General features: G+C 72.8%; 28 protein-coding genes and 1 riboswitch. Of the genes, 14 read left to right on the top strand and 14 right to left on the bottom strand.

The genetic code is table 11. The annotated features are described in order from the left end of the window. Positions 1-79: 79 nt before the first annotated feature. Positions 80-1492, bottom strand: coding sequence for an alpha,alpha-trehalose-phosphate synthase (UDP-forming) (locus F8R89_RS16080; protein WP_151784644.1), 1413 nt, complete (start codon positions 1490-1492; stop codon positions 80-82). Positions 1493-1586: 94 nt separating this feature from the next. Further along, complete coding sequence (locus F8R89_RS16075; protein ID WP_151784643.1) at positions 1587-2531, bottom strand: glucosyl-3-phosphoglycerate synthase; 945 nt, start codon at positions 2529-2531, stop codon at positions 1587-1589. Between the two features lie 167 nt (positions 2532-2698). Continuing rightward, positions 2699-2868: riboswitch (SAM riboswitch) on the top strand. A gap of 18 nt (positions 2869-2886) precedes the next feature. On the opposite strand from F8R89_RS16075, the gene thrC reads away from it, so the two are divergent. The 5 genes from thrC (at position 2887) to F8R89_RS16050 (ending at position 8371) form a co-directional block, all read left to right on the top strand. After that, the gene (thrC, locus tag F8R89_RS16070; protein WP_151784642.1) at positions 2887-4170 is read left to right on the top strand and encodes a threonine synthase; all 1284 of its coding nucleotides are present in this window, start codon (positions 2887-2889) and stop codon (positions 4168-4170) included. After that, entirely contained in the window at positions 4167-4442 is a 276-nt protein-coding gene (locus F8R89_RS16065) for a MoaD/ThiS family protein (protein ID WP_055625113.1), read from the top strand. The genes thrC and F8R89_RS16065 overlap by 4 nt, the downstream gene beginning before the upstream one ends. A gap of 444 nt (positions 4443-4886) precedes the next feature. Next, positions 4887-5093, top strand: coding sequence for a cold-shock protein (locus tag F8R89_RS16060; RefSeq protein WP_007493268.1), 207 nt, complete (start codon positions 4887-4889; stop codon positions 5091-5093). Between the two features lie 309 nt (positions 5094-5402). Beyond that, on the top strand, positions 5403-7025 hold the full coding sequence (gene groL / locus F8R89_RS16055; protein ID WP_151784641.1) for a chaperonin GroEL: 1623 nt from the start codon (positions 5403-5405) through the stop codon (positions 7023-7025). A gap of 218 nt (positions 7026-7243) precedes the next feature. Continuing rightward, positions 7244-8371, top strand: a complete 1128-nt coding sequence (locus F8R89_RS16050; RefSeq protein WP_151784640.1) for an NADH:flavin oxidoreductase — start codon at positions 7244-7246, stop codon at positions 8369-8371. A 37-nt stretch (positions 8372-8408) separates the two neighbouring features. Here the strand turns inward: F8R89_RS16050 and F8R89_RS16045 are convergent, their stop codons facing one another. The 4 genes from F8R89_RS16045 to F8R89_RS16030 are packed head-to-tail and all read right to left on the bottom strand — an operon-like array spanning position 8409 to position 10607. Continuing rightward, entirely contained in the window at positions 8409-8978 is a 570-nt protein-coding gene (locus F8R89_RS16045) for a hypothetical protein (RefSeq protein ID WP_151784639.1), read from the bottom strand. 43 nt (positions 8979-9021) lie between these two features. Further along, positions 9022-9555, bottom strand: coding sequence for a DinB family protein (locus tag F8R89_RS16040; protein WP_151784638.1), 534 nt, complete (start codon positions 9553-9555; stop codon positions 9022-9024). Between the two features lie 25 nt (positions 9556-9580). Further along, positions 9581-9784: a DUF397 domain-containing protein gene (locus F8R89_RS16035; RefSeq protein WP_151784637.1), complete on the bottom strand. Its 204-nt coding sequence runs from the start codon at positions 9782-9784 to the stop codon at positions 9581-9583. Continuing rightward, positions 9768-10607 (bottom strand): helix-turn-helix domain-containing protein, encoded by an 840-nt coding sequence (locus F8R89_RS16030; RefSeq protein WP_151784636.1) that lies wholly within the window; start codon positions 10605-10607, stop codon positions 9768-9770. Before F8R89_RS16030 ends, F8R89_RS16035 begins: the two co-directional genes overlap by 17 nt. A 115-nt stretch (positions 10608-10722) precedes the next feature. On the opposite strand from F8R89_RS16030, the gene F8R89_RS16025 reads away from it, so the two are divergent. Continuing rightward, positions 10723-10965, top strand: coding sequence for a hypothetical protein (locus F8R89_RS16025; protein WP_151784635.1), 243 nt, complete (start codon positions 10723-10725; stop codon positions 10963-10965). Here F8R89_RS16025 and murQ read toward each other — a convergent pair. Both murQ and F8R89_RS16015 read right to left on the bottom strand, forming a co-directional pair. Next, positions 10913-11848, bottom strand: a complete 936-nt coding sequence (gene murQ, locus F8R89_RS16020; RefSeq protein ID WP_151784634.1) for an N-acetylmuramic acid 6-phosphate etherase — start codon at positions 11846-11848, stop codon at positions 10913-10915. The genes F8R89_RS16025 and murQ overlap by 53 nt on opposite strands. Before the next feature lie 47 nt (positions 11849-11895). Beyond that, on the bottom strand, positions 11896-12798 hold the full coding sequence (locus tag F8R89_RS16015) for a MurR/RpiR family transcriptional regulator (RefSeq protein WP_151784633.1): 903 nt from the start codon (positions 12796-12798) through the stop codon (positions 11896-11898). A 55-nt stretch (positions 12799-12853) separates the two neighbouring features. Here F8R89_RS16015 and F8R89_RS16010 point away from each other — a divergent pair, with 55 nt between their 5' ends. Both F8R89_RS16010 and F8R89_RS16005 read left to right on the top strand, forming a co-directional pair. Then, the gene (locus F8R89_RS16010) at positions 12854-13237 is read left to right on the top strand and encodes a hypothetical protein (protein WP_151784632.1); all 384 of its coding nucleotides are present in this window, start codon (positions 12854-12856) and stop codon (positions 13235-13237) included. Beyond that, entirely contained in the window at positions 13234-13503 is a 270-nt protein-coding gene (locus F8R89_RS16005; RefSeq protein ID WP_151784631.1) for a DUF4031 domain-containing protein, read from the top strand. The genes F8R89_RS16010 and F8R89_RS16005 overlap by 4 nt, the downstream gene beginning before the upstream one ends. On the opposite strand, the gene F8R89_RS16000 is transcribed toward F8R89_RS16005, so the two are convergent. Together F8R89_RS16000 and F8R89_RS15995 are read right to left on the bottom strand one after the other, a co-directional pair. Then, positions 13497-14621: a GNAT family N-acetyltransferase gene (locus F8R89_RS16000; protein WP_151784630.1), complete on the bottom strand. Its 1125-nt coding sequence runs from the start codon at positions 14619-14621 to the stop codon at positions 13497-13499. The genes F8R89_RS16005 and F8R89_RS16000 overlap by 7 nt on opposite strands. Before the next feature lie 27 nt (positions 14622-14648). After that, complete coding sequence (locus tag F8R89_RS15995; protein ID WP_151784629.1) at positions 14649-15290, bottom strand: hypothetical protein; 642 nt, start codon at positions 15288-15290, stop codon at positions 14649-14651. Positions 15291-15336: 46 nt separating this feature from the next. Between F8R89_RS15995 and F8R89_RS15990 the strand changes: the two genes are divergently transcribed. Both F8R89_RS15990 and F8R89_RS15985 read left to right on the top strand, forming a co-directional pair. Beyond that, positions 15337-16011 carry a maleylpyruvate isomerase family mycothiol-dependent enzyme gene (locus F8R89_RS15990; RefSeq protein WP_151784628.1) on the top strand — a complete coding sequence of 225 codons (675 nt, stop codon included), beginning with the start codon at positions 15337-15339 and terminating at the stop codon, positions 16009-16011. A gap of 113 nt (positions 16012-16124) precedes the next feature. Beyond that, a complete protein-coding gene (locus tag F8R89_RS15985) occupies positions 16125-16820 on the top strand; it encodes a copper homeostasis protein CutC (RefSeq protein WP_151784627.1) in 696 nt (231 codons plus the stop codon). A 133-nt stretch (positions 16821-16953) separates the two neighbouring features. Here the strand turns inward: F8R89_RS15985 and F8R89_RS15980 are convergent, their stop codons facing one another. Continuing rightward, positions 16954-19002: a HelD family protein gene (locus tag F8R89_RS15980; RefSeq protein ID WP_151784626.1), complete on the bottom strand. Its 2049-nt coding sequence runs from the start codon at positions 19000-19002 to the stop codon at positions 16954-16956. 270 nt (positions 19003-19272) lie between these two features. Here F8R89_RS15980 and F8R89_RS15975 point away from each other — a divergent pair, with 270 nt between their 5' ends. Continuing rightward, positions 19273-19452, top strand: a complete 180-nt coding sequence (locus tag F8R89_RS15975) for a hypothetical protein (protein WP_192806135.1) — start codon at positions 19273-19275, stop codon at positions 19450-19452. Positions 19453-19524: 72 nt separating this feature from the next. On the opposite strand, the gene F8R89_RS15970 is transcribed toward F8R89_RS15975, so the two are convergent. Both F8R89_RS15970 and F8R89_RS15965 read right to left on the bottom strand, forming a co-directional pair. Continuing rightward, complete coding sequence (locus tag F8R89_RS15970; RefSeq protein ID WP_151784624.1) at positions 19525-21186, bottom strand: DNA repair helicase XPB; 1662 nt, start codon at positions 21184-21186, stop codon at positions 19525-19527. A gap of 68 nt (positions 21187-21254) precedes the next feature. Further along, the gene (locus F8R89_RS15965) at positions 21255-23876 is read right to left on the bottom strand and encodes a helicase-associated domain-containing protein (protein WP_151784623.1); all 2622 of its coding nucleotides are present in this window, start codon (positions 23874-23876) and stop codon (positions 21255-21257) included. Positions 23877-24055: 179 nt separating this feature from the next. Between F8R89_RS15965 and F8R89_RS15960 the strand changes: the two genes are divergently transcribed. Both F8R89_RS15960 and F8R89_RS15955 read left to right on the top strand, forming a co-directional pair. Beyond that, positions 24056-25045 carry a hypothetical protein gene (locus F8R89_RS15960; protein WP_151784622.1) on the top strand — a complete coding sequence of 330 codons (990 nt, stop codon included), beginning with the start codon at positions 24056-24058 and terminating at the stop codon, positions 25043-25045. Positions 25046-25094: 49 nt separating this feature from the next. Further along, positions 25095-25706, top strand: a complete 612-nt coding sequence (locus F8R89_RS15955; protein WP_151784621.1) for an HAD family hydrolase — start codon at positions 25095-25097, stop codon at positions 25704-25706. On the opposite strand, the gene F8R89_RS15950 is transcribed toward F8R89_RS15955, so the two are convergent. Continuing rightward, positions 25688-25942 (bottom strand): hypothetical protein, encoded by a 255-nt coding sequence (locus F8R89_RS15950; RefSeq protein ID WP_151784620.1) that lies wholly within the window; start codon positions 25940-25942, stop codon positions 25688-25690. The genes F8R89_RS15955 and F8R89_RS15950 overlap by 19 nt on opposite strands. An 89-nt stretch (positions 25943-26031) precedes the next feature. On the opposite strand from F8R89_RS15950, the gene F8R89_RS15945 reads away from it, so the two are divergent. Beyond that, a complete protein-coding gene (locus tag F8R89_RS15945; protein ID WP_151784619.1) occupies positions 26032-26214 on the top strand; it encodes a hypothetical protein in 183 nt (60 codons plus the stop codon). Positions 26215-26330: the final 116 nt, after the last annotated feature.

Here is a 26330-nt window from a genome sequence, read left to right as displayed (position 1 = left end):
CGCCGCGTTCGTGCGGGAGCGGCTGCAGCCGGGCCGCCCGGCCGCAGCCGGCAGCGCACCCCCTGCGGGGCGGCCGCCGTCAGCCCTGGTCGTCCCGCAACGCGTTCAGCTGGTCCAGGAACCACTGGGACGGGGGGAGGGCCGTCGCCGCGGCGGCGAGGCGCTTGGAGCGCTCGGCTCGTTCCGCCGGGGGGACGGACAGGGCCTCGTGGAGGGCCTGGGCCGTGGCGATGACGTCGTACGGGTTGACGGGGATCGCGTCCTCGCCGAGTTCCTCGAAGGCGCCGGCCTCGCGGGACAGGACCAGGACGCAACCCTCGTCGGAGACGAGCGGCACTTCCTTGGCGACCAGGTTCATGCCGTCCCGGATCGGGTTGACCAGGGCCACGTCCGCCAGCCGGTACGCGGCCAGCGAGCGTGCGAAGTCGTCCTTGACGTGCAGCACGACCGGCGTCCAGCCGGGTGTGCCGTACGCGTCGTTGATCTCCCGGGCGACCCGCTGCACCTCGGCCGTGTAGTCGCGGTAGACGGCGAGGTCCTGCCGCGAGGGATAGGCGAAGGCCACGTGCACCACCCGCTCGCGCCACTCGGGGTGCTCGTCGAGCAGCTGCCGGTACGCCAGCAGGCCGCGCACGATGTTCTTCGACAGCTCGGTGCGGTCGACCCGGACCACAGTGCGGCGGGGCGAGCCGTCGGGGGCGGTGCCGATCTCCTCGCGCAGCGCCGTCATCCGTTCGGCCACGTCGTCCTCGTGCGAGCGCGCCCGCAGGAAGTCCGCGTCGGCGCCCAGCCCGTGCACCCCCGTACGGGTGCCGCCGAGCCCGCCGGCGAACCGCTCGCAGCACGCCTCGAAGGCGTCCGCCCAGCGCCGGGTGAGGAAGCCGAGGCGGTCCGCGCCGAGCATCCCGCCCAGCACCTGCCGCGCGATGTCGTCGGGCAGCATCGCGAAGTACTCCGGCGGCGCCCACGGCGTGTGCGAGAAGTGCCCGATCCGCAGGTCGGGCCGCAGCTCGCGCAGCATCCCGGGCACCAGCGTCAGGTGGTAGTCCTGCACCAGCACGGCCGCCCCGGGGGCCGCCCGCTCCGCCAGGGCCTCGGCGAACGCGCGGTTGTAGGTCTCGTACGAGGCCCACTGCCGCCGGAACTCCGCGTCGAAGACCGGCTCCACCGGGGTCTGGTAGAGCATGTGGTGCACGAACCACAGGACCGAGTTCGCGATGCCGTTGTAGGCGTCCGCGTGCACGTCCGCCGGGATGTCCAGCATCAGCACGCCGTCCTCGCCGGCCCCGCGGCGCACCGCCTCCCGGTCGCCGTCGGACAGCGCCGAGCACACCCACAGGGCGCCCGCGTCCGGCCCGATCGCCGACAGCCCGGAGACCATGCCCCCGCCGCCCCTCTTGCTGTGCAGCGAACCGTCGTCGCGCACCTCGTACGAGACCGGGCCGCGGTTCGAGGCGACCAGTACCTTGGCAGCAGTCTGCGAGGAAGCCATACGCCTCAACCTAGCCCGGCCCGGAAACGCTCAAACGTGCGGTTCGGCTCAGTGGGGGCTCACGTACGCGCTGTATACGGCCGGGATGCCGCGTTCACGCGACCCTGCGCGCCGCGTACTCCGCGATCTCCACCATGGGCGGCCGCTCCTCCGTGTCCACCGAGTACGTCCGTGGCTCGAAACCGTCCTGCCCGCGCTCGAACTGGGTCAGCGCCGGGCGCACCAGATGCCCGCGCGCCAGCCGCAGTTGCGCGGTGCGGTAGATCGCCGCGGACATGCGGCCCAGCGCCTGCCCGTCCTGGTGCCGGTGCTTGCGCACCCCCACGTCCACCTGCGCGAGGGCGTCCAGCCCCACCAGGTGCAGGGCGTCCACCAGCATGCCCAGCTCGACGCCGTAGCCGACGGGGAAGGGCAGCTGCTCCAGCAGGGTGCGGCGGGCCGCGTACTCGCCGCCGAGCGGCTGTACGAATCCGGCCAGCTGCGGCCAGTGCATGTTCAGCAGGGGGCGGGCCATCAGCTCGGTGACCCGGCCGCCCTGTCCGGACGCGCCGCCGAGCGGGCGGTCGTACATCGCCTTGACCAGGTCGACGCCGGGGTCGGTGAGCAGCGGGCCGACGATGCCGAGGACGAAGTCCGAGGAGAACTCGCGCAGGTCGGCGTCGATGAAGCAGACGATGTCCCCGCCCGTCACCAGCAGCGAGCGCCACAGCACCTCGCCCTTGCCGGGCACGGCGGGGATACGGGGCAGGATGTCGTCGCGGTGGACGACCCGCGCGCCGGCCGCCGCGGCGACCTCGGCGGTGCGGTCGGTGGACCCGGAGTCGACCACGACGATCTCGTCGACCAGCGGCACCTGGTGCACCAGGTCGTGGGCGATGATCGCGACGATGTCGCCGACCGTCTCCTCCTCGTTGAGGGCGGGCAGGACGACCGAGACCGACTGGCCCGAGCGCTGCTTGGCGGCCAGCACGTGGTGCAGCGGACGGTCGGCCAGGGACCAGGAGCGGCTGATCAGCCAGCGCTCGACTTCTTCCAGCACGGTCGGCGGCTCCTCACTGTCGAAACTGTCGCACGACGTCGGTGATCCATCTCGCGGTTCGGACTGCTCTCTCAACTGTCCTGGCCTTCGGTTACAGTCTTGAACAACGCGAGTGACCATCGCATGTCAGGGTCGCCCGGGTTCACAACCGCAGGACAACCGCATACCGCTCATCCAGAGGGGCAGAGGGACACGGCCCGATGAAGCCCCGGCAACCCTCCAGTCGGTTCTCGTAGATCAGCGTCGATCGTCACCGTTGATCGTCTCCGCGAGGCTCCCGGCTAGGGAAGGTGCCAAATCCGTCTCACGGCGAGATGCGTCGTGAGGAAGATGAGGAGAAAGGGCCTCGCCTCACATGGCTGTGCAGACTGTTGCAAGCAGCACCGACTCCACCGTAGACCTCGGCCCCGCCGCCGCGCTGTCCTGTCGCGAGTGCGGCCACCGGGTCCCGCTCGGCCCGGTCTTCGCCTGCGAGGAGTGTTTCGGCCCGCTGGAGATCGCCTACGACTTCTCGGGCTACGACACCGAGAAGCTCCGTCGGAGCATCGAGGCGGGCCCCGCGAACATCTGGCGCTACGCGCCCCTGCTGCCCGTCCCGGCCGACGTGGCGGACAAGCCGAACATCAACCCCGGCTGGACCAAGCTCGTCAAGGCCGACAACCTCGCCCGCGAACTGGGCGTCACCGGCGGCCTGTACGTCAAGGACGACTCCGGCAACCCGACGCACAGCTTCAAGGACCGCGTGGTCGCGCAGGCCCTGGAGGCGGCGCGCGCCTTCGGCTTCACCACCCTGTCCTGCTCCTCCACCGGCAACCTCGCCGGCGCGGTGGGCGCCGCCGCGGCCCGCGCCGGCTTCCGCTCGTGCGTGTTCATCCCGCACGACCTGGAGCAGGGAAAGGTCGTCATGGCCGCGGTCTACGGCGGCGAACTCGTCGGCATCGAGGGCAACTACGACGACGTGAACCGTTTCTGCTCCGAGCTGATCGGCGACCCCGCCGGTGAGGGCTGGGGCTTCGTGAACGTCAACCTGCGGCCGTACTACGCCGAGGGCTCCAAGACGCTCGCGTACGAGATCTGCGAGCAGCTCGGCTGGCGGCTGCCGGACCAGCTGGTCGTGCCGATCGCCTCCGGCTCCCAGCTCACCAAGATCGACAAGGGCCTCCAGGAGCTGATCAAGCTCGGCCTGGTCGAGGACAGGCCGTACAAGATCTTCGGCGCCCAGGCCGAGGGCTGCTCGCCGGTGTCCACCGCCTTCAAGGCCGGCCACGACGTGGTCCGCCCGCAGAAGCCGGACACCATCGCCAAGTCGCTCGCGATCGGCAACCCGGCCGACGGCCCCTACGTCCTGGACATCGCCCGCCGCACGGGCGGCGCCGTGGAGGACGTGACGGACGCCGAGATCGTCGCGGCGATCAAGCTGCTCGCGCGGACCGAGGGCGTCTTCGCCGAGACCGCGGGCGGCGTGACGGTGGGCGTCACCAAGAAGCTCATCGAGAGCGGGGCGCTCGACCCCGCCAAGACGACCGTCGTCCTGAACACCGGCGACGGCCTCAAGACGCTGGACGCGGTGGCGGGTACGGGCCTCACCGCGACGATTCGTCCCAACCTTGACTCCTTCCGAGAGGCTGGCCTCGCATGAGCGTGACCGTTCGCATCCCGACCATCCTGCGCACCTACACCGGCGGTCAGGCCGAGGTCGCCGCCGAGGGCGCCACCCTGGCCGAGGTCATCTCCGACCTCGAGAAGAACCACACGGGGATCGCGGCCCGGGTGCTGGACGACCAGGGCAAGCTGCGGCGCTTCGTCAACGTCTACGTCAACGACGACGACGTGCGTTTCGAGCAGGGTCTGGAGACCGCGACGCCGGACGGCGCCGGCGTCTCCATCATTCCGGCCGTCGCCGGCGGCTGACCGGATGACCGAACATTACCTTCGGTAACCCCGGTTACCGAGCGTTCATCGAATTGCCTCCTCCGTAAGAGAAGCGGAGGAGGCAATTCTGTGTGATTGAGCGGGGTACAGTTGGGGAACGCACCGCCGGTCCCTGGACCGGCCGTCTTTGATTTCTGCCGCCGACCCGACAAGAAGTAGCCAAACTCCGCGGGTCCTATGCGGCTTTTGTTCTTTTTGCCCGGCCCGACTTGACCTGAAGTCAGCGGAATTGTCGCCACATTCCCGACCGGTCGTGCCCGGATTTCTCGTCCGATTGACCTGTTGCAGACGGCAGTTGGGCAGATACATTCAGCCGCGGTCGACGCGTTCCGGCGCACGCCCCCGACCGATCTGGGGGGCGAGGTCTGACCCGGATCCGCGAAGTGTGGATCTGTGCAAGGGCCAGTAATAGGGGAGTTAGGCATGGCTCAGGGCACCGTCAAGTGGTTCAACGCGGAGAAGGGGTACGGCTTCATCGCGGTCGACGGTGGTGCGGATGTTTTCGTCCACTACAGCGCGATCCAGATGGACGGGTACCGCACCCTGGAAGAGGGCCAGCGGGTCGATTTCGAGATCTCGCAGGGTCAGAAGGGGCCGCAGGCGGACATGGTCCGGCTGGCGACCGGCTGAAGCACGCGTCGACGAACAGCAGCGACGTTCTTCTTCGAAGGGCCCGCGCCTCCTGGGGGCGCGGGCCCTTCGTCGTGCCCTCGCGCCCCCGCGCGCCGACGGGCGCGATACCCGGGCGCCTTGCACTCTCGTACCCCGAGTGCTAATCATTGGCGTTAGCACTCTGAAGGTGAGAGTGACAAAGGAGGACCGGGTCGGTGAGGCCCGCAGGCCAGGTGGGGCAAGGAACCACGCGGCCGGCGAGCCGTCCGTCGCGGGCGCGGGCGCGGTCCGAAGGAATCACCCCCAGTCCTGGAGGGACCACTTCACATGGCCAAGATCATCGCGTTCGACGAGGAGGCGCGGCGCGGCCTCGAGCGCGGCATGAACCAGCTCGCGGACGCCGTCAAGGTGACGCTCGGCCCCAAGGGCCGCAACGTCGTCCTCGAGAAGAAGTGGGGCGCCCCCACGATCACCAACGATGGCGTGTCCATCGCCAAGGAGATCGAGCTCGAGGACCCGTACGAGAAGATCGGCGCCGAGCTGGTCAAGGAAGTCGCCAAGAAGACGGACGACGTCGCCGGTGACGGTACGACCACCGCGACCGTCCTCGCCCAGGCCCTGGTCAAGGAGGGCCTGCGCAACGTGGCCGCCGGCGCCAACCCGATGGCCCTCAAGCGCGGCATCGAGCGTGCCGTCGAGGCCGTCAGCGCCGCCCTGCTGGAGCAGGCGAAGGATGTCGAGACCAAGGAGCAGATCGCTTCCACGGCCTCCATCTCCGCCGCCGACACCCAGATCGGCGAGCTCATCGCCGAGGCCATGGACAAGGTCGGCAAGGAAGGCGTCATCACCGTCGAGGAGTCCCAGACCTTCGGTCTGGAGCTGGAGCTCACCGAGGGTATGCGCTTCGACAAGGGCTACATCTCGGCGTACTTCGCCACCGACATGGAGCGTATGGAGGCCGTCCTCGACGACCCGTACATCCTGATCGCGAACTCCAAGATCGCCAACGTCAAGGACCTGCTCCCGCTGCTGGAGAAGGTCATGCAGTCGGGCAAGCCGCTGCTGATCATCGCCGAGGACGTCGAGGGCGAGGCCCTGTCGACCCTGGTCGTCAACAAGATCCGCGGCACCTTCAAGTCCGTCGCGGTCAAGGCCCCGGGCTTCGGCGACCGCCGCAAGGCGATGCTGAACGACATCGCCATCCTCACCGGCGGCGAGGTCATCTCCGAGGAGGTCGGTCTCAAGCTGGAGAACACCTCCCTGGACCTCCTGGGCAAGGCCCGCAAGGTCGTCATCACCAAGGACGAGACCACCATCGTCGACGGTGCCGGCTCCTCCGAGCAGGTCCAGGGCCGGGTCAACCAGATCCGCGCCGAGATCGAGAACAGCGACTCGGACTACGACCGCGAGAAGCTGCAGGAGCGCCTGGCGAAGCTCGCCGGCGGTGTCGCGGTCATCAAGGCCGGCGCCGCCACCGAGGTGGAGCTGAAGGAGCGCAAGCACCGCATCGAGGACGCCGTGCGCAACGCCAAGGCGGCCGTCGAGGAGGGCATCGTCGCCGGTGGTGGCGTGGCCCTGCTGCAGGCCTCCCAGGTCTTCGAGAAGCTGGAGCTCGACGGTGACGAGGCGACCGGCGCCAACGCCGTGAAGCTCGCGCTGGAGGCCCCGCTGAAGCAGATCGCCGTCAACGGTGGTCTCGAGGGCGGCGTCGTCGTGGAGAAGGTCCGCAACCTCACGGTCGGCCACGGCCTGAACGCCGCGACCGGCGAGTACGTCGACATGATCGCCGAGGGCATCATCGACCCGGCCAAGGTGACGCGCTCCGCGCTGCAGAACGCCGCGTCGATCGCCGCGCTGTTCCTCACCACCGAGGCCGTCATCGCCGACAAGCCGGAGAAGGCCGCGGCCCCGGCCGGCGGCGGCATGCCGGGCGGTGACATGGACTTCTGATCGTCCTCGGGGCTCCGGCCCCGGTCGATCACGTCCTACGCGGAGGGCGGTGCTTCCTGTTCGCAGGAGGCGCCGCCCTTCGGCGTGTCCGGGGTCACGCGGGAGAGTTCGGCGAGCGGGATGCACCGGGCACGGAGAGGTGTTTAAGGTGATGCAACAATGCACATGCACATACTTCCCGGTCAGCCAGGCTGACCCCCTTCCGAGGAGCCCCCCATATGACCCTCGCCCAGCCCACCGCCTCCCGAGCGGCCGAGATCCTGTCCCGGCCCACCGTGATCAACGGCCTCACCGTCCCGAACCGCGTCGCGATGGCGCCGATGACCCGGATGTTCTCGCCCGGCGGCGTCCCCGGTGAGGACGTCCGGTCGTACTACGCGCGCCGGGCGGCGGCCGGAGTCGGCCTGATCGTCACCGAGGGCACCTATGTCGGGCACCCCTCGGCCGGGCAGAGCGACCGGGTGCCCCGGTTCCACGGCGAGGAGCAGCTCGCCGGGTGGGCGAAGGTCGCCGAGGCCGTGCACGCGGCGGGCGGCACGATCGTGCCGCAGCTGTGGCACATCGGCATGGTCCGCGAGCAGGGCCAGCCGCCCTTCACGGACGCCCCGGCCGTCGGGCCCTCGGGGCTGCGCATCGGCGCCGACGAGCCCACCGGCCGGGCGATGACCCGGCAGGACCTGGACGACGTGATCGGCGCCTTCGCCGACGCCGCCGCGGCCGCCGAGCGCATCGGCTTCGACGGCGTGGAGATCCACGGCGCCCACGGCTACCTCGTCGACCAGTTCCTGTTTGCGGGCACCAACCGCCGCACCGACGCCTACGGCGGCGACCCGGTCGCCCGCACGCTCTTCGCCGCGGAGATCGTGGCCGCCGTACGCGAGCGGGTGTCCCCGTCCTTCCCGGTGATCTTCCGCTACTCGCAGTGGAAGCAGGACGCGTACGACGCCCGTCTCGCCGAGACCCCGCAGGAGCTGGAGGCCATCCTGGCCCCGATCGCCGCGGCCGGCGTCGACGCCTTCCACGCCTCCACCCGCCGCTACTGGATCCCCGAGTTCGACGGCTCCGACCTCAACCTCGCGGGCTGGACCAAGAAGCTGACCGGCAGGACCACCATCACGGTCGGCTCGGTCGGCCTCGACGGCGACTTCATCCGGGCGTTCGCCGGCGAGGGCTCCGTCACCAAGGGCTTCGACGACCTGCTGGACGCCCTGGAGCGCGAGGAGTACGACATGGTGGCCGTCGGCCGCGCCCTCCTCCAGGACCCGCAGTGGGCGGCGAAGGTCCTCGACGGCCGCTTCGACGAGCTGAAGCCGTACGACGCGGCGTCGCTGAAGACCCTCAGCTGAACCCCGGCGGCCGGTAGCCGCCGCGGCGACGTGGCGGCTACAGGTTGCCCAGCGGCTCGATGTCGACCTTCACCGGGGTGCCCCAGATCCGCAGCACCTCGTAGTCGGTGAACTCGTGCACGAGCCGGTAGGCCATCGCGGGGCGCGGCCCGCGCCGCTGGGCGGCGAGATACAGCTCGGCCTCCCGGCGGTCGCGGCGCGGGGTGCCGCACAACTGCCACTCCTGCCCGTTCCACAGCTCCGGCAGCCAGCGCTGCTGGGGCTGCGGACGGTCGCCCCGCACCCCGTACCGGGACGGTGCCGTGCGCTCGGGGGAGCGGGGCACGTCCGGGCCGTTGAACTCCGAGCGCCGCGCGGCCCGGCGCCGGGTCTCGCAGAGCAGGCACAGGTCGTGCGCGTTCTCGTCGACCGGTCCGTTCGGATGCTCGGGGCAGCGCGTCGCGGGCGCGGCGCCGCCGGCGCTCTCGTCCAGCAGCTCGAGCGCACGGCGCAGATCCGCCTTCATCTCGTGCAGCCGGGCGTCCGGCGTGTCCGCGGTGAGGGCGTCGCCGTGCTCACCGACGAGACGGAGAGCACGGCCCAGGGCGGTCATCTGGGCGTGGTTCATGGACCCCAGTCTGGGCAGTCCCCGCCCCTTTACGCCATTCCCGTCAGCTCATCGTCTTCGCGCCGTCCAGGGACTCCCGGATGATGTCGGCGTGCCCGGCGTGCTGGGCGGTCTCCGCGATGACGTGCAGCAGCACCCTGCGCGCCGACCAGCGGGCGCCCTCCTCGTTCCACGGCGCCCGCGGCAGCGGGTGGGACGCGCTCAGGTCCGGGAGCTTCGCGACCAGCTCGTCGGTGCTCCGGGCGACCTCCTCGTACTCCGCCAGGACACCGGCCAGCGTCTCGCCGGGCAGCATCCTGAACTCGTCGGCCCGCTTCGCGAAGTCCGCCTCGGTCATCGCCGAGAAGTCGGGCATCGCCGACGGCCCCTCCACGATGAAGGCGGCCCAGGCCCGCTCCACCGACGTGACGTGCTTGATCAGCCCGCCCAGACACAGCGCGCTGGCGGTGGTCCGGGCGCCGGCCTGCTCGTCGGTCAGGTCCCGCGTGGTGAACCGCAGGAAGTGCCGGTGCTTGGCGAGCGCCTCCAGCAGGTCGGCGCGCTCGTCTACGACGGTGGTGTTCGTGGTGTCGGTCATGAGCCCACCGTAGAAGCCGATTAGGTCAGATCCTGACCGCTTGGACGAAGGCCGCCCAGACGGTTTCGGAGAAGACGAGGGTGGGGCCGTGGGGGGTCTTGGAGTCACGGACGGGGACGACGGCGGGGAAGTCGTGGGTGACTTCCAGGCAGTTGCCGCCGTCGCCGCCGCTGTGACGGGACTTGTGCCAGGTGGCCGTCTTCAGGTCCTGCTCAGGAATGCTCCTCATGCGCGTAATCCTCGGCCATGGCCTCGAGGACGGCCAGGGACTTCCGCGGAGAGAGCGCGCAGGCCGCGAGCAGGTCGTAGGTGTGCCGTCGGCGGCGGACCGTGGAGGGGTCGTCCTCCAGCCGTCCGGTGCCGATCCCCTCGAAGTAGACGAGCGGCGGCGCGTCCTCGAACTCCATCAGCTTGAGGGCGCCCTGCATGGCGGCGTGGGCCCCGGCCTCGAAGGGCAGCACCTGCACGATGACCCGGCTGCGGCGGACGAGGGCGGCGATGTGCCGCAGGGCCTCCGCCATGACCTCGCGTCCGCCGGTGAGCCGCCGCAGCGCGCCCTCGTCCAGAACCACCCACAACAAAGGGTTTGTTGGATCGCTGAGCAGGCGCGCCCGCTCCATGCGCGCGCTCACCAGCCGGTCGATGGCCTCCTGTGGGGCGGTCGGCTGGTAGGCCCGGCACACGGCCTCGGCGTAGGCGGGGGTCTGCAACAGGCCGGGGATGAGGAGCGGGGCGTACTCGCGGATCTCCGTGGCCGTCGCCTCGGCCTCCGCCGCCTGTGCGAAGTGCTCCGGGTACCGGGAGACGGCCGTCACCCGGCAGTTGCGCCGGAAGAAGTCGCCCGTGCCCAGGACCTCGTCCAGGACGCGGGCCTGCTCGGTCTGGAGCCGGCGGGTGCCGGCCTCCAGTTGGCCGACGAACGAGCCGCTGACGAACAGCAGTTGCCCCAGCTTCTCCTGGCTCAGCCCCGCCTTCTCGCGCGCGTGGCGCAACTCGGCGCCGAGCAGCGCGCGCGGCGACGACGACGGATCGAGGTCCTTGGGCCCCGGCATGGCACCTCCCGGTCGGACAGCCGAGGGTGTTGGGACACCCCCTCTGGCCAGCCTAGGCACTCACCCGCCACTCTGTGTGCCGAATCAGTGACTCAGCGTGGAGAGGTGACCGCCCATGAGGTCGTCCGAAGAGATCGTCGCGGCCCTGCGTGAAGCGTTCGCGGCCGTCGATGTCGTCCTGCCCTCCCTGTGCGTGGACCCCGTCACCGGGGCCGGCAGGGAGCCGTTCGCGCTCGTGCAGTTGGGGCGCTGCAACGTCCGCACCGCCGAGCGGCTGCTCGCCGTGCTCCGGGACGCGGCGGAGGTCAGGCGCCCGCCTCTCGCAGTGCCACCCGCAGATGCCCCTTCGCCGCGCTGAGCAGCTCGCCGGCCGTCGGGCCGTCGACGTCCGCGAGGAGGACCAGGATCGCCGTCTTGACCTCGCCGTCCGCCTCCGCCAGGGCCCGTTCGACGTCCGCGTCGTCCGCGCCGGTGGCGAGGGAGACGATCCGGCGGGAGCGGGCCCGCAGCTTCTCGTTGGAGGCGCGGACGTCGACCATCAGGTTCCCGTACGTCTTGCCGAGCCGGATCATCGTGATCGTCGACAGCATGTTGAGGACCAGCTTCTGCGCGGTGCCCGCCTTCAGCCGGGTCGAGCCGGTCAGCAGCTCCGGGCCGACGACGACCTCGATGCCGTGCTCGGCGGCGGCCGCCAGCGCGCTGTCCGCGTTGCAGGACAGGCCGATCGTCAACGCGCCGAGCCGCCGGGCGTGTTCGACCGCGCCGACGGCGTAGGGGGTGCGGCCGGACGCCGAGACGCCGACCACCGAGTCGAGCGGGGTGAGGGCGAGGGCGTCGAGGTCGGCGCGGGCCAGCTCGGCGGAGTCCTCGGCCCCCTCGACGGACGTGACGACCGCCCGGGGGCCGCCCGCGATGACGCCGACGACCTGCCCGGGGTCGGTGTTGAAGGTGGGCGGGCACTCGGAGGCGTCGAGCACGCCCAGCCGGCCCGCCGTGCCCGCGCCCGCGTAGACGAGGCGCCCGCCGCGCGCCATCCGCTCCGCCACGGCGTCCACGGCGGCGGCGATCTCCGGCAGGCGCCGGGCGACGGCGGCGGGCACCGAGCCGTCCTCGCCGTTCATGAGGCGGGCGATGTCCAGCGTCGGCAGCCGGTCGATCTCGGCGAACTCGGGCCGGAACGCCTCGGTGGTCAGGGTCTCCAGCTCGGCGCGGAGGTCACGAGGAGTGGAAGCGGAGGTCATGCGCGGGCGGCTCTCTTCGTTGCTCGACGACGGTGCTGCGGAGCGGGCTAGCGGCGGTGCCGGTGGGCCAGGGCCTCGTAGGAGGCGGCCAGCGCCGGTGCCGCGGTGTCGTACGTCCGCTGGGCCACCCCGACGAACAGGCAGTCCACGACGAGGAGCTGGCTCGTGCGGGACGACATCGCGGCCGGGCGCAGCTCGCTCTCGCGGGCCGTCGACGTCGTGAGGACGTGGTCGGCGTACTGCGTGACCGCGCCGTCGGGCCGGCCGGTGATCGCGACCGTGGTGGCCCCGTGCTCGAAGGCGACCCGCAGCGGCTCGATGACGTCCCCGGTGGAGCCGGAGTGCGTGATCGCGATGGCCACGTCCCCGGCGCGCAGCTGGACGGCGTTCGTCACCGCGAGGTGCGGATCGCTGTGCGCGTGCGCTATCAGCCCTATCCGCAGCAGCTTCTGGGTGAGGTCCTGGGCGACCAGGCCGCTCGCTCCGATGCCGTACACGTCGATCCGGCGGGCCGCCGCGGCGGCGGTGACCGCCGCGCCCAGCTGCACGGTGTCGAGGCCGGCCGCCGTGTCGGCGAGGGTCTGCTGCTCGTCGTAGGCCAGCTTGGCGACGACGTCGGCGATCGGGTCGTCCACCGCGATGTCGGTGGTGATGGCGGGCGCACGGCCCGACTCCTGCTGGGCGGCCAGGCCGGCCAGGGCGAGCCGCAGGTCGCGGTAGCCGGGATAGCCGAGGAGGCGGGCGGTGCGCACGACGGTGGCCTCGCTGGTGCCGGTGAGCTCGGCGAGTCCGGTGACCGTGAGGGCGGCACAGCCCGCAGGATCCTTCGCCACCGCTTCGGCGACGCGCTGCATGGAGCGGGTCATCGACGGGGCGAGCGTGCGCACCTTGGCCGCGAGGGCGGCGGGCGCGGGCGCGCGGCCGAAAGTTTCCTTCACGTCATTGGTCACATATGAAACGTATTTTCAATGCCGGGTCGTGGTCAAGAGTGCGCACAATAGACGCATGGACCCCGTCACCCCGCTCGAACAGGCGCTGCACACGGCCCGCGCCCTGGTGCTCGCCGACCTGACCGCCGACGAGGTCGCCGAGGCGGACGTCGTCTCCCTGGTGGAGAAGTCCGTCGCCGACCGGCGCTGGTGGGTGGAGCAGTGGCCGGACGGCGCCGCGTACGTGCCGGGGCTGGTCGCCCAGGACGTGCAGGACGCCCTGCTGGACCGGCACGGCCGCTGGCCGCTGTGCCCGGTGTGCGGCAGCGGCGAGCCGCACGCGCTGGACGTCGAGCCCGAGCTGGGCCCCGACCCGCACTGGGTGTGCCACAAGGCCGGCGTGAAGGTCGCGCCGCTCGGCTCGCTCGGGCCCGCGCTCGGCGGGACGCCGCCCGCGTGACGATCTACATCGACCCGCCGACCTGGCCGGGCCACGGCCGTCTGTGGTCGCACGTCGTCAGCGACGTCTCCTACGAGGAGCTGCACCGCTTCGCCGACGGCATCGGCGTCCCGCGCCGGGCGTTCGAACGCGACCACTACGACCTCCCCGCGCACCGGTACGCCGACGCGGTCCGCGCCGGCGCGATCGAGGTCAGCAGCCGCGAGGTGGTGCGGCTGCTGTACGGGGCCGGGCTGCGCCGGCGGAAGAAGGACATGCGTCACTGACCGGACGGCGTGCCCGGGTCCCGGCGGACGTACAGCAGGAGCGCGCCCTCCGACTCGTGCCGGCCCTGGACCGCGCGCTCCTCCTCGGCGCCGGCGCGGACGTATCCGGCGCGTTCGACGACGCGCTGGGAGGGGACGTTGTCCTCCTCGACCGTCGCGCACAGGCTGTGGACGTCGTCGCGGGCCAGCGCCCACCGGGACAGGGCCTCCAGCGCCTCCGTCGCGTAGCCGCGGCCGCGGGCGCCCTCCACCAGGTCGTAGCCGATCTCCGCGCGGCCCCCCTCGTCCGGGGCGCCGTGGAAGCCGATCCCGCCGACCGCGAGGCCGTCCTCCTGCCGCACGAGGACGAACACGCCGAACTCGGGGCGGTGCAGACCCGCCTCGTACGCCTGCGTCAGCATCCCGGCGGCCTCCCGCGTCCCCTCGTAGGGGCCGCCGACGACCCAGTCGAACCCGCCGTCGCCGCCCTGGGCGATGTCGGCGGCGGTGGCCGGGGTGAGCCCCTGGAGCGTGAGCCGCCCGGAGGTGAGGACGAGGTCGTTCTTCCAGCGCCAGGCGTCGACGGGGGCGCGGCCGGGCAGGTCGCCGCGTCCGGTGGCCCACAGCAGGGTGCGCCAGGGGTCCGCGTCCGGCCGGACCTCCGGGAAGATCGTCGTCAGCACGAACGTGGCGAGGTGGGCCGGGGGTTCGTACGCGAGCCCCAGCCCGACGGCGATGTCATGGGTGTGCAGCAGCACCTCGGCGACGCCCATCGCGGCGAACCCCTCGCGGTTCGCGCTGCGGAACGGGTACGGGTGGAAGGCGCGCACCTCGGGCGGGGTGGTGCGCAGGACCGCCGTGAGCAGGACGCCGGTCGTCTCGACGACGTCGAGCAGCCCGTCGTTGCCGGTGCCCTCGTCCAGGGTGATCTCGAACGGGACGTACGCGCGCTGCGCCCGCCCCGCGAGCTGCCCCGCGTAGGCGATGAGGTCACCGGCGACGTGCTCGGCCGTGGCACGGCAACTCCAGTCCAGCCGCCCGGCCTTCACCCCGTCCCAGTCCCGGTCCGCCACCGTGCGCAGCAGCGCCACGGCATCGGCCACGGCCTCGGTCACGTGTTCCCCGCCCATGTGTCGCATGCCGTGCAGGCTACGGCTCCGCATGGCTCAGAGCGACAGCATTTCCAACTCCGAGGTGAGGTTGTAGCGGGCCGTCGCCTCCCAGTTCTCCCGGCCGTACGGCGTGCGGAACAGGCCGGGCAGGTCCAGGAGTTGACGCAGCACGTCGGCGCGCCCGGCGCGGAAGGCGTCGTTCGGGACGAAGTGGTACTCCTCGCGGACGGCGGCCGTGTAGGCGGCGTACGCCGACGGCGGCGCGGCGAGGATCGCGAGGTCGGCGTCGCACAGCACCTGCCCGTTCAGGTCGTCGGCGGCGGGATCGTGCGTGACGGTGAGCCGCACCAGCCGGGCCACCTCGGCGGTCCGCTCGGCGGGCACCCCGGCCTCGGGCAGCGCCCGCTCGGCGAGCCGGGCGGACCGCTCCTCGTTCTCGGACCGGTCGGGCAGGTACACGGCGTCGTGGAACCAGGCGGCGAGCCGTACGGCCTCGATGTCGCTCGCGTACTCCGCCAGCTCGTCGACGTGCTCCAGCACCGCCGCGAGGTGGTCCACGGTGTGATAGCGCCGCTGCGGCTCGGACCAGCGCTTCAGCAAGGCCTCCCCGTACGGCTCGGGCGCCGCGGTGCCGTCGGAGCGTGCGGCGAGCAGGGTGCGCAGCCAGCGGGCGCGGAGATCGTCGAGATCGGCCATGACGTCATTCTGCCCACCGGCGCTGATCGCCCCTAGCGTGGTCTGCATGACTTCTGCGGACGTGTACGACGTACGGGATCCGGAGCGGCCGGGGCGGCTGCTGACCGTCGAGCGGGACACGCTGGTCCCGCTGCTGCGGACGAGGCCGGACGAGGACTTCGCGCGGCCGGCGGCCGCCTGCCCCGGGTGGTCGGTGCGGGACGTGCTGGCGCACTGCTCGGCCGCGCTGACCCGGGTCGTGGAAGACCGGCTGGAAGAGGGCGTGTTCTCGCCCGCGTCCAACGACCGGGACATCGCCGAGCGGGCCGGATGGAGCAACGCCCGGATCGTCGACGAGCTGGAGCGCGCGATGACCGAGGCGGGGCCGGTGATCGCCAAGGCGGGCGGCGCCCTGGACGGCGTCGGGCTCGGCGAGTGGGTGCACGCCGGTGACGTGCGCGAGGCGCTGGGCGAGCCGGGGGCGTACGCCGGGGCCGGGCTGCCCGACGCGCTGGCGCTGCTGGCGTGGCTCACCCGAGAGCGCCGGCACGTGCCGCTCCAGGCCGACCTGGACGACGTGGACGAGCCCCTGCGGCTGGGCGACCCCGTCGCGCCCCGGCCCCCGGCGCGCTTCATCGGGGACGCCACCACGCTCGTACGGCTCTACTCGGGGCGCCCGGCGGCCGGGGCGTCGTACGAGCTGGCCGGGGCGGAGCCGGGGGAGCTGAACCTCTTCGCGTGACCCCGGTCCCGGCCCGGGGTTGAGCGGGACCCCGGATGGGCAGGCGTAGGCTTTGATTGGACTAGACCTGTAGTCGTCACCAGTCGCCGTCGAATGCCGAGGAATGGGGTCCCATGAGCGAGCGTGCAGTCCTGGAGGTGATCGCCCTCGGCGTCGAGGACGCGGTCGCCGCCCAGGCCGGGGGTGCGGACCGGCTCGAACTCGTCACCGACATGGCGGCGGACGGGCTCACCCCGCCCGTCGAGACGTTCACCGGGATCCGCGCCGCCGTCGACATCGATCTGCGCGTGATGCTGCGGCTGGCCGACGGGTTCGCGGTCGGGGACGTCGAACGGGTCGTCCGGGCGGCACGCGAGCTGCGGGACGCCGGGGCCGAGGAGTTCGTGCTCGGCTTCCTCGACGCCGACGGCTGCGTGGACCTCGCCGCCATGGAGCGGGTCGTGCCGGAGCTGGACGGGTGCCGGTGGACGTTCCACCGGGCGATCGACCGCGCCGCCGACCGGGACGGCCTGCGCAAGCAGCTCGACGGGATGCCGGGCCTGGACACCTACCTCACGGCGGGGGCGGCGGGCGGCGTGGACGACGGCCTGCCCACACTGCTCGCGGAGGCGGCACGGGACGGCGAGCCCGGCTACGAACAGCGCGTCCTGGTCGGCGGCGGCCTGCGCCTCGACCACGTCCCGGACCTCCTGGCGGCGGGCATCGACGCCTTCCACATCGGCGGCGCGGCCCGCCCCCAGGGCTGGACGGGCCCGGTCTCGGCGGAGGCGGTCTCCACCTGGAGAACGGCCCTGGACACCCGGGCGTAGTTTTTTTGGGCTGCCAGGGGCGCGGGGCACTGCCTTTCACGGGGCGCCGGCAGGTGCCGTCAAGGGGCGCGGGGAACTGCGCGATCAACCCCCACCGGCCGGCAGCCGGCACACCAGCCGACCCCGCACCCCCTCACCCCAACTGCGCGGGCAGCGCCTCCGTGTGGGTCACGGTCAACCCCGACACGGCCCGAGTCAGCGCCACATACAGCCGCCGCAACCCCGTCCGCTCGTCCGGCTCCCCCTCCACCACGGCCGCCGGTTCGTCCAGGACCACGTAGTCGTACTCCAGACCCTTCGCCAGCGACGCCGGCACCAGCGTCAGCCGGGCCTGCCGGGTCGTCTCCTCACCCGGCGCCAGATACTCCAGCCCCGCCGCCTTCAGCGCCTCCGCCAGCACCGGCACCCGCGCGTCCGCGGCGATCAGCCCGACCGACCCCTCGTGCCGCAGCGACTCCCCGCACGCCGCGACCACCTCCGCCGCCTCCGCGACCTCACGGATCTCGAAGAACCCGGGGTTGTCACGGATCGACGCCACCGGCGCGAGCCCCGGCGCGATCGACGGCAGCAGCCGCGACGCGTACGTGATGACGTCCGTCGGCACACGGAAACCGGCCGTCAGCTCCTCGATCACCCCGTCCCGCTTGCCGAGGTGCTCCAGCGCCTCCTCCCAGCTGCGGGTCGCCCACGGCGTCGTGCCCTGCGCCAGGTCGCCGAGGACCGTCGCCGACCCGGTCGTGCAGCGCCGCCCCACCGCCCGGTACTGCATCGGCGACAGGTCCTGCGCCTCGTCCAGCACCACATGTCCCAGCGACGGCGTCCGCGTCACGAGGTCGCTCGCCTCGTCGATCAGCACCGCGTCCGCCGCCGACCACTTCGCCGACTTCACCGACCGCGCCGGCCTCGCCCACAGGATCGTCCGCTGCTCGTCCTCGTCGAGGACGCCGTCCGCGTGCTCCGCCAGGAACTCCGCGTCCGACAGCAGCCGCAGCACCAGCTTCGCCGGGTCCACCGGCGGCCAGATCGCCTTGACGGCCGCCTTCACGGCCGCGTTCCGGGCCACCGCGTCCTGCACCCGGTCGTCCGGCGCCTCGCCCGACCGCTCCATCTGCACCAGCACCGCGTGCGCGATCCGCTGCGGAAGCGCCTCGCGGGCGGCGCCGTACCGGATGTCGCGGTCCAGCAGCTCGCGGACGATCTCCTCGACCTCGTACGCCGGGACACGCCACCGACGCGACCCCCGCACCACGACGACCGCCTCGGCCGGCATGCTCACGTGCGCGTACACCGCCCGCCGCAGCACCTCGGCCATCCGCGCGTCCCCCTTGACCACCGCGGCCGCCGCGTCGTCGGTGCCGCGCACCTCGACCCGGGCCACGAGATCGTCGACCGTGGCCTGGCGGACCGTCAGCTCGCCGAGCGCGGGCAGCACCTGCTCGATGTAGTGCAGGAAGGACCGGTTCGGCCCGATCACCAGCGTGCCGGTGCGGGCCAGCCGCTCCCGGTGCGCGTACAGCAGATACGCCACCCGGTGCAGGCCGACGGCCGTCTTGCCGGTGCCCGGACCGCCCTGCACGCACACGGTCCCGCCGAGCCCGGACCGTACGATCTCGTCCTGCTCGGGCTGGATCGTCGCCACGATGTCCCGCATCGGGCCCACACGCGGCCGTTCGATCTCCTGCTGGAGCAGCCTGCTGGTCCGTGCCGCCTCCGCCGGGTCCGACAGGTGCTCGTCCTCGTACGCGGTCAGGTCGCCGCCGGTGTACCCGAAGCGGCGGCGCAGCCCGATGTCCATCGGGTCCTTCTTGGATGCCCGGTAGAACGGCTGGGACACCGGCGCACGCCAGTCGATGACCATCGGGTCGCCGTCCGCGTCGTGCACATGCCGCCGCCCGATGTAGAAGCGTTCACCTTCCGCGCCCTCCGCCCCCTCCGCGCCCGGGGCGTGCAGATAGTCGAGCCGCCCGAAGAACAACGGGGTGTCGCTGAGGTCGGCCAGCGCCTTGATGCGGTCGTCGATCTGCCGGGTCAGGACCTCCGCGTTGACCCAGTTCGCGGTGACGTCGCGGATGTCGAGGGACTCGACGTCCTCACGCATGGCGCGCAGCGCGGCACGCGAGGACGCCAGATGGGAGCGCTCTCGCTCGAGCGGATCGAGGCTGTCGTCGACGGGCCTGGACAAGGGGGTGCCTCCGGATGACCTGTGAGCAGGTGGACGAGAGAGAGCCGTCCGGTTTCCGTCCGGGCGGCGGCACTCCGCGAGGGGAGGCGGGCAAGAGCGGAGATTTTAGGCGAGCGCCCGCTCCGCACGCGAACCGATTTTCCCGATACCCCCTAGGGGATGCCCTCCTCCTCAAGGGTGGCCCGTCCGTCCCGAGGTGTACGGGGACGGCCCCCGGCTTCGGCCCCTGGACCGATGCGTTCTTCACGGACGCGAACGCATCATGGAGACATGAGCGCAGCAACCATCCACTCGGCCCCCGCGGCCCCCCGCGGAGCGACCGCGCTCCAGGGGAGCCACCGTCATCGACTCGGCGAAGCCCTGCGTGCCGTCAAGGTGTTCGTGGGCGCCGCCTTCGACGTGATCGTCCTCGGCGAGTACCGGGAGGAGGCGGGCGTCCGCCGCAAGTGACCGACCCGCCGGTCACGGTGACACACCGTCAAGGAGCGTCACCGTACGGAACCGCCTGCCCCTCCCGGGCCTTCAGCCCTCGGCGCCCTCGGCGCCTTCCGCCAGGATCTCGTCGGCGTCCACGATCCGGTACGCGTAGCCCTGCTCCGCCAGGAAGCGCTGGCGGTGGGCGGCGAAGTCCTGGTCGATCGTGTCCCTGGCGACCACCGAGTAGAAGTGCGCCTGGTGCCCGTCCGACTTCGGCCGCAGCACCCGGCCGAGCCGCTGCGCCTCCTCCTGGCGCGAGCCGAACGTCCCCGACACCTGGATGGCGACCGTCGCCTCCGGCAGGTCGATGGAGAAGTTCGCGACCTTCGACACCACCAGCACGTTGATCTCGCCCTGCCGGAACGCCTCGAACAGCTTCTCCCGCTGCGCGTTGGACGTCTCGCCCTTGATCACCGGCGCGTCCAGATGCTCGCCCAGCTCGTCGAGCTGGTCGATGTACTGGCCGATCACGAGGATCTGCTGCCCGGCGAACCGGCGCACCAGCGCCTCGGTGACCTTCCGCTTCGTGTCGGTCGTCGCACAGAAGCGGTACTTCTCCTCCTGCTCGGCGGTGGCGTACGCGAGCCGCTCCGAGTCCGTGAGGTTCACCCGGACCTCGACACAGTCCGCGGGCGCGATGTAGCCCTGCGCCTCGATCTCCTTCCACGGCGCGTCGAACCGCTTCGGGCCGATCAGGGAGAACACGTCGGACTCGCGGCCGTCCTCACGGACCAGGGTCGCGGTCAGCCCGAGCCGCCGCCGCGCCTGGAGGTCGGCGGTGAACTTGAAGACCGGCGCGGGCAGCAGGTGCACCTCGTCGTAGACGATCAGGCCCCAGTCCCGGGAGTCGAACAGCTCCAGGTGCGGGTAGACGCCCTTCCGCCGGGTCGTCAGCACCTGGTACGTGGCGATGGTCACCGGGCGGATCTCCTTGCGGGTCCCGCTGTACTCGCCGATCTCCTCCTCGGTCAGCGAGGTCCGCTTCACCAGCTCGTGCTTCCACTGCCGCGCGGAGACGGTGTTCGTGACGAGGATCAGCGTGGTCGACTTCGCCTCCGCCATCGACCCGGCGCCGACCAGCGTCTTGCCCGCGCCGCACGGCAGGACGACGACCCCGCTGCCGCCGTGCCAGAAGTTCTCCACGGCCTGCCGCTGGTACGGCCGCAGCGACCAGCCGTCCTCGGCCAGCTCGATCGGGTGCGCCTCGCCGTCCACGTACCCGGCGAGGTCCTCGGCCGGCCAGCCCAGCTTCAGCAGCGTCTGCTTGATCTGCCCCCGCTCGGAGGGGTGCACGGCGACCGTGTCCGCGTCGATACGGGCGCCGACCAGCGGCGCGACGCGCTTCGAGCGCAGCACCTCCTCCAGCACGGGCCGGTCGGTGGTGGTCAGGACGAGACCGTGCGTGGGGTGCTTGGACAGCGTGAGCCGGCCGTAGCGGTCCATCGTCTCGGCGATGTCGACCAGCAGGGCGTGCGGCACGGGATAGCGGCTGTACGTCACCAGCGCGTCCACGACCTGCTCGGCGTCGTGCCCGGCCGCGCGCGCGTTCCACAGGCCGAGCGGCGTCACCCGGTAGGTGTGGATGTGCTCCGGTGCCCGCTCCAGCTCCGCGAAGGCCGCGATCGCCCGACGGCACGCGTCGGCCTGCTCGTGATCCACTTCCAGGAGCAGGGTCTTGTCCGACTGGACGATCAGTGGTCCGTTCACGTGGGGTCCGTCCTTCCGCTCACCACTCGGCCAAACGTCCAGTGTGCCTGATCGCTTCCCGGCCGCCCTCAGATCTGGTCGTCGGCCAGCTCGGCGACCCCGGTGATCCGGTGCAGCGGATACGTCCGCACCTCGTCCGCCGTGTGGTCGTACGCCGTCACGAACCCGCCCTCGACCCGGACCGGCGCGATCACTCGCTGGCTCGCGGCACCCTCCGCGTTGACGTACCCGATCCACAGCGCCCCGCCGGTCAGCACGGCCGCCTGCATGGTGGCCAGCGTCTCGGCGGACGTCGTGCGGGGCAGCTCGCCGCCGCCGGGGGCGTCCACGGCACCGCTCGGCCTGCGCGGCGCCGTGGACGCCAGGTCGCCCGCGCGGATGGCGCGGATCGCCGCGGCCAGCAGCGTGTCGTCCGGCGCGGGCGGGCCGTCCGGCACCGGCTCGGGGGCCGCACGCGGCGGGGTGCGGTGGGCGTCGGCCCAGGTGATCAGGACATCGCCCTCGGCCGACTCGGCGGCCGGCGCGAACCCCATCGCGCGCAGCCCCTCCAGCAGCGTCGCCGGGTCGCTCTGCGCGGCCAGCACGGTCGGCGCGAGACGGCGCAGCCGCAGCCCCGCCGCGCGCTTGTCGGCCAGGATCTCGTTCAGCATCGCGTCGTCGTCGCAGCGGACGTACGCCGACGCCGCGCCCACCCGCAGCTGCCCGTGCCGCCGGGCCACGTCGTCGATCAGATACGCCAGCGGCTGCGGCACCGGCGTACGCGAGTGCCGGGCCAGGAAGGCGTGCAGGTCCGAGGCGCTGCGCCCGGCGTCCAGCGCCCGGCGCACCGACCCCGGCGTGAACCGGTACACGGTCGCGCCGCCCTTGGACTCGACGTCCGCGAGAACCCCCAGCATGTCGGCGAGCGGCCGCTGCAGCGGGCCGGGCGCCACCGCCGTCAGGTCGGCCTGGAGCAGAACGTGGTCCAGCGGCTCCGGCAGCAGCGGCGCGAGGAGCCGCGCGGCCGCGGCCGCCGCCGCGGCCCGCTCGGCCGGCGGCAGCGGATCGAGAGGCGCGACCGGACGCGGGTGCTCGTGGTGCACGGGCAGCTTGTCGCCGGGCCCGGAAGGCTCCCCCGCCGGGGCGCCGTGCGGAGCCCCGCCGGGCCCGTCCGCGCTCGGACCGGTCGCCGAAGGGCCCTCGGCGGCCGGTGCCGTCCCGGCGGGCGGAGCCGGGGGCGCGCCCAGCAGGGCCCGCCCGTGCGAGGACAGCGCCCCCCGCCCCGTCACCCCCAGCCGCTCGGCCTCGTCCAGGGTCCACCGGGCCAGCCGGGCACGCAGGTCGTCGTCACGCTGGGGCCCGCGCAAGGGCCGCTCCCAGCGCAACCGGGCCAGCACCGAGTCCGGTGCCGGGGCCGACCCCTCCGGGAGCGCGGCGAGCAGCGCCAGCACCCGGTGCCGTACCTCCGGCGCCGCGGAACGGTCCAGGCCCGGACCCAGCGCCGACAACGTCCGGTCCTTCGCGTCCCGGCCACCCACCACACCCGGCGTCCGGGTCGCCGTCAGCCAGGCGCGGGCCAGCGCCGCCCAGCGCTCGGCGGGCGGCCGCTCCAGCCACTCGTCGTAGGCCGGGGTCGCCGCGTACCGCTCGTCGGCCTCACCGTCGGAGGCCACCAGCCCGGCGGCGTAGGCCAGCTCCACCCAGAACGCGGCCACCGGCTCCGGCACGTCCAGGGCGACGGCCGTCCGCTTCAGGTCACGCACACTCAGCCCGCCCGCCCGCAGCACCGGCGGCCCACCCTCGTGCCAGTCCTTCAACAGCTCCTCGACGGTGGCCAGCGCGGTGTACGCCTGCCCGGCCGCCGTCGCGTCCACGATCCCCGCGCGATGCGTGGCCGCCGGCTCCACCGACGGCGGCAGCGGCTCGGTGGCGCGGTGCGCGCGCCCGCCGCGCAGATGCAGCGCCGCCTCCCGGGGCAGCACCACCGTGCCGGGAGCCGTGGGCAGCAGCAGACCCCGGTCCATCAGCCAGCGCAGCCGCGGCGCCGGGTCCGCCGTCACCTGCCCGTACGGCGGCCCCCACACCAGCCGGGACAGCACCTCCACGGAGTCCGCCGGCGCCTCGTCGAGCAGCGCCGCCATCCGCCGCCGGTCGGTGAACAGCGCCGTGAGCGCGTCCAGCGCGGACACCGCGTCGTGCGTGGACGGCAGCCCCGCCGCCGTCACGATCTCCTGGATACGGCCCGGCGACATCCCGGCCGCCGCCTCCCGCACGGTCGGCCCCAGACCGGTCGGCGACGGATGCTGCGGCGAAGGCGCCAGCAGCTCACGAGCCGTGCGCACCAGCCGCAACCGGTCGTCGCCGCCCCACACCAGCGCCTGGTCGCGCAGCGTCCCCAGCGCCCGCGGCAGCGCGCCCTCGACCGCCGGGTCCCCGTCGTCACCGGCCATCAGCCCGAGCAGCTCCGCGTACGTCGCCGGGTCCGGCGCCACGGCCAGCGCCTCCGCCGACTGCAGCGCGAACCGGTCCAGCCGCTCCAGGGCGCGCACCACGGACGCCCGCGTGCCGGCCCGCGTCGCGAGCTGCGTCAGATCGGTGGGGACGGGCGTGATGAGATCGGGCCGGCTGCGCAGGAGCACGGCCAGCGAGGCGTCGTCCCGCGCGCGGAGCGCCTCCGCGAGGGAACGGGGCGGTGTAGCCGGTTCGCTCATCCGACCCAATCTAGCGGGTACCCGCCCGGCGCAGGGGAGGCGGCGAACCCCCGGATCCCGCGCGGCGGCCGGGGCCGGCGGCACCGACGGCACCGCCCCCGCGTCCCGTGAGCCACGCGCGCCCTGCGCTACCGTCGTCCCACGGGGTATCACAACGCGTCCACCCCGGAGGGGACTTCGTGGGGATCGAGAGCGACCAGGTCGTCTACGAGTATCTGAGCCGCGTCGGCGACGTGGCCCAGCAGCGGCAACTGCCGTCGGCCACCCGGATGCGCCTGGTGAACGAGTTGCGCGGCGAGATCGACCGGCGCCGCGCCAAGGCACCCGTCGACAGCCCCGCCGCCGTCCGCCGCATCATCGACCGGCTCGGCAGCCCCGACGACGTCGTCACCGCCGCCGGAGGCGGCACCCCCACCGCCGCCCCACAGGGCCCCGTCACCGCCGTGCCCGCCCAGCCGTCCGCCGACGACACCACCTCCACGCGGCGCCCCAAGGGCCTGCGCCGCATCGTGCCGCGCCCGCGTCCCGCCGAGCCCGCCGCCCGCCCCGACGTGCCCCCGCCGCCCCATCTGGCGACCACGGCCGACCTGGGCGGCAGCGCGCTGCGGCCCGACTGGTGGCAGGTGGACAGCACCCCGCTCGGACCCGGCGAGGACATCCCCGGGTTCGTCGGCGGCGTCGAGATCCCCGAGATGCTCCGCCGCCCACCCGCCAAGGAAGCGCCCGGCACGAAGGACGCCGAACCGGCCGCCGCCGAGCAGGCCGACGACCCCGTGGTCGACGAGACGCCCCGGCGCCGCCGCCTGCTGCGCCGCCCGACTCTCCCTGGGAGCCGCTGGAACAACCCGCTGCTGCTGGCCGCCGCCGCCCTGCTCGTCGCCGGGGCCGTCCTCGGCAACCTCCTCGTCCTGCTCCTGGGCTGGCTCATCGCCTGGGGCTCCCGGCGCCTGAGCGACACCGAGACCAAGTGGGCGGTCGTGATCCTGCCCGGCCTCTCGCTCACCGCCGGCGTCGTCTGGCTCTGGGGCCGCGCCACCGGCCGCTGGGGCGAGGCGCTGCTGCCCGGCCAGACCAACGCGGCGGTCGTCGAGACCTGGCCCTGGGTGGTGCGCGGCGCCGCCGTGGCGTCCGCCCTCTTCATCGTCTGGCGCTCCCAGCGGCGCACCTGACGCGTCCCCGCCGGACGCCCGTGGGCGGCGGCTCGGCACAATGGTGCATATGGCACTCACCGTCGGCTTCGACCTCGACATGACCCTCATCGACTCCCGCCCCGGGATCCACGCCTGCTACCAGGCGCTGAGCGAGCGGACCGGGACGTACATCGACGCCGACCTCGCGGTCACCCGGCTCGGACCGCCGCTGGAGGAGGAACTGGCGAACTGGTTCCCGGCCGAGCGGGTCGCGGCCGTCGCCGAGGAGTACCGGGCGATGTACCCGGCGTTCGCCGTCACCGCCACGACCATGCTGCCCGGCGCCCATGAGGCGATAGCCGCGGTACAGGAGGCCGGCGGGCGGGCGATCGTGGTCACCGCCAAGCACGAGCCGAACGCGAAGCTGCACATGAGGCACCTCGGCCTCGAACCCGACGTCGTGGTCGGCGACCTGTGGGCCGAGCGGAAGGCCGTCGCCCTGCGCGAGCACGGGGCGAGCGTCTACGTCGGCGACCACCAGGGGGACATCCGGGCGGCCCGCGCGGCGGGGGCGCTGTCGGTCACCGTCGCCACCGGGCCGTTCGACGCGGCGCAGCTCGCCGAGCTGGGCGCGGACGTCGTCCTCGCGGACCTGACCGGCTTCCCCGACTGGCTCGCCGGCTACCGCGCGGCGGCCTGACGCGCCTCGCGCCGCCCGGCCGCGATCGACCGGAGCACCCCGGCGCCGGCGACGAGGAATCCGACGCCCATGAGCATGCTCAGACCGAACATGAAGGTCGGAAAGGGCGTCGTACCGAGCAGGAACGGGGCCACCGTGACCAGTGTGGCCACGGCGCCGATGAAGAAGACGATCGCCCCGGCCCGGATCAGCCGGTCTCCGGGCGCGGTGGAATTCGTTCGGGTTTTGTCACGCACCGCACCAGGGTAGTTCCCTGCCCGAGGGAACGACCGGGCGACGTCTTGTCACCGGCCCGGGTCGCCCACGCTCCCGCCATGACATTCTGGTGGCTCTGTTCTTCCGGCTGATCGAACGGGTCGGCGCCACCACCGAGGAACCGTTCGCGAACCGCGGCCAGGACGTTCCCATGACCGCTCTGGCCATCAACCTCGAACGTGACCTGCTCGAACTCATCGACGTCCCGAACCGCCCAGCACAGGCCCTTCCCGTCGACGGTTACCTGTGGTGACGGTGCGCGCCCAGCCGTCGCACCAACCGCCCCACCCTGTACCGGCACCTTGGCTGAGTTGCCCAACAGCCCCTCGTAATCGCTGCCTTCACAGGGCAGGGCTCCGGGTCGTTTCG

It is taken from the genome of Streptomyces sp. SS1-1, assembly GCF_008973465.1.
Lineage (GTDB): Bacteria > Actinomycetota > Actinomycetes > Streptomycetales > Streptomycetaceae > Streptomyces.
Note: the sequence above shows the minus strand (reverse complement) of the source record. Positions and strands in the feature narration are given on the sequence as shown.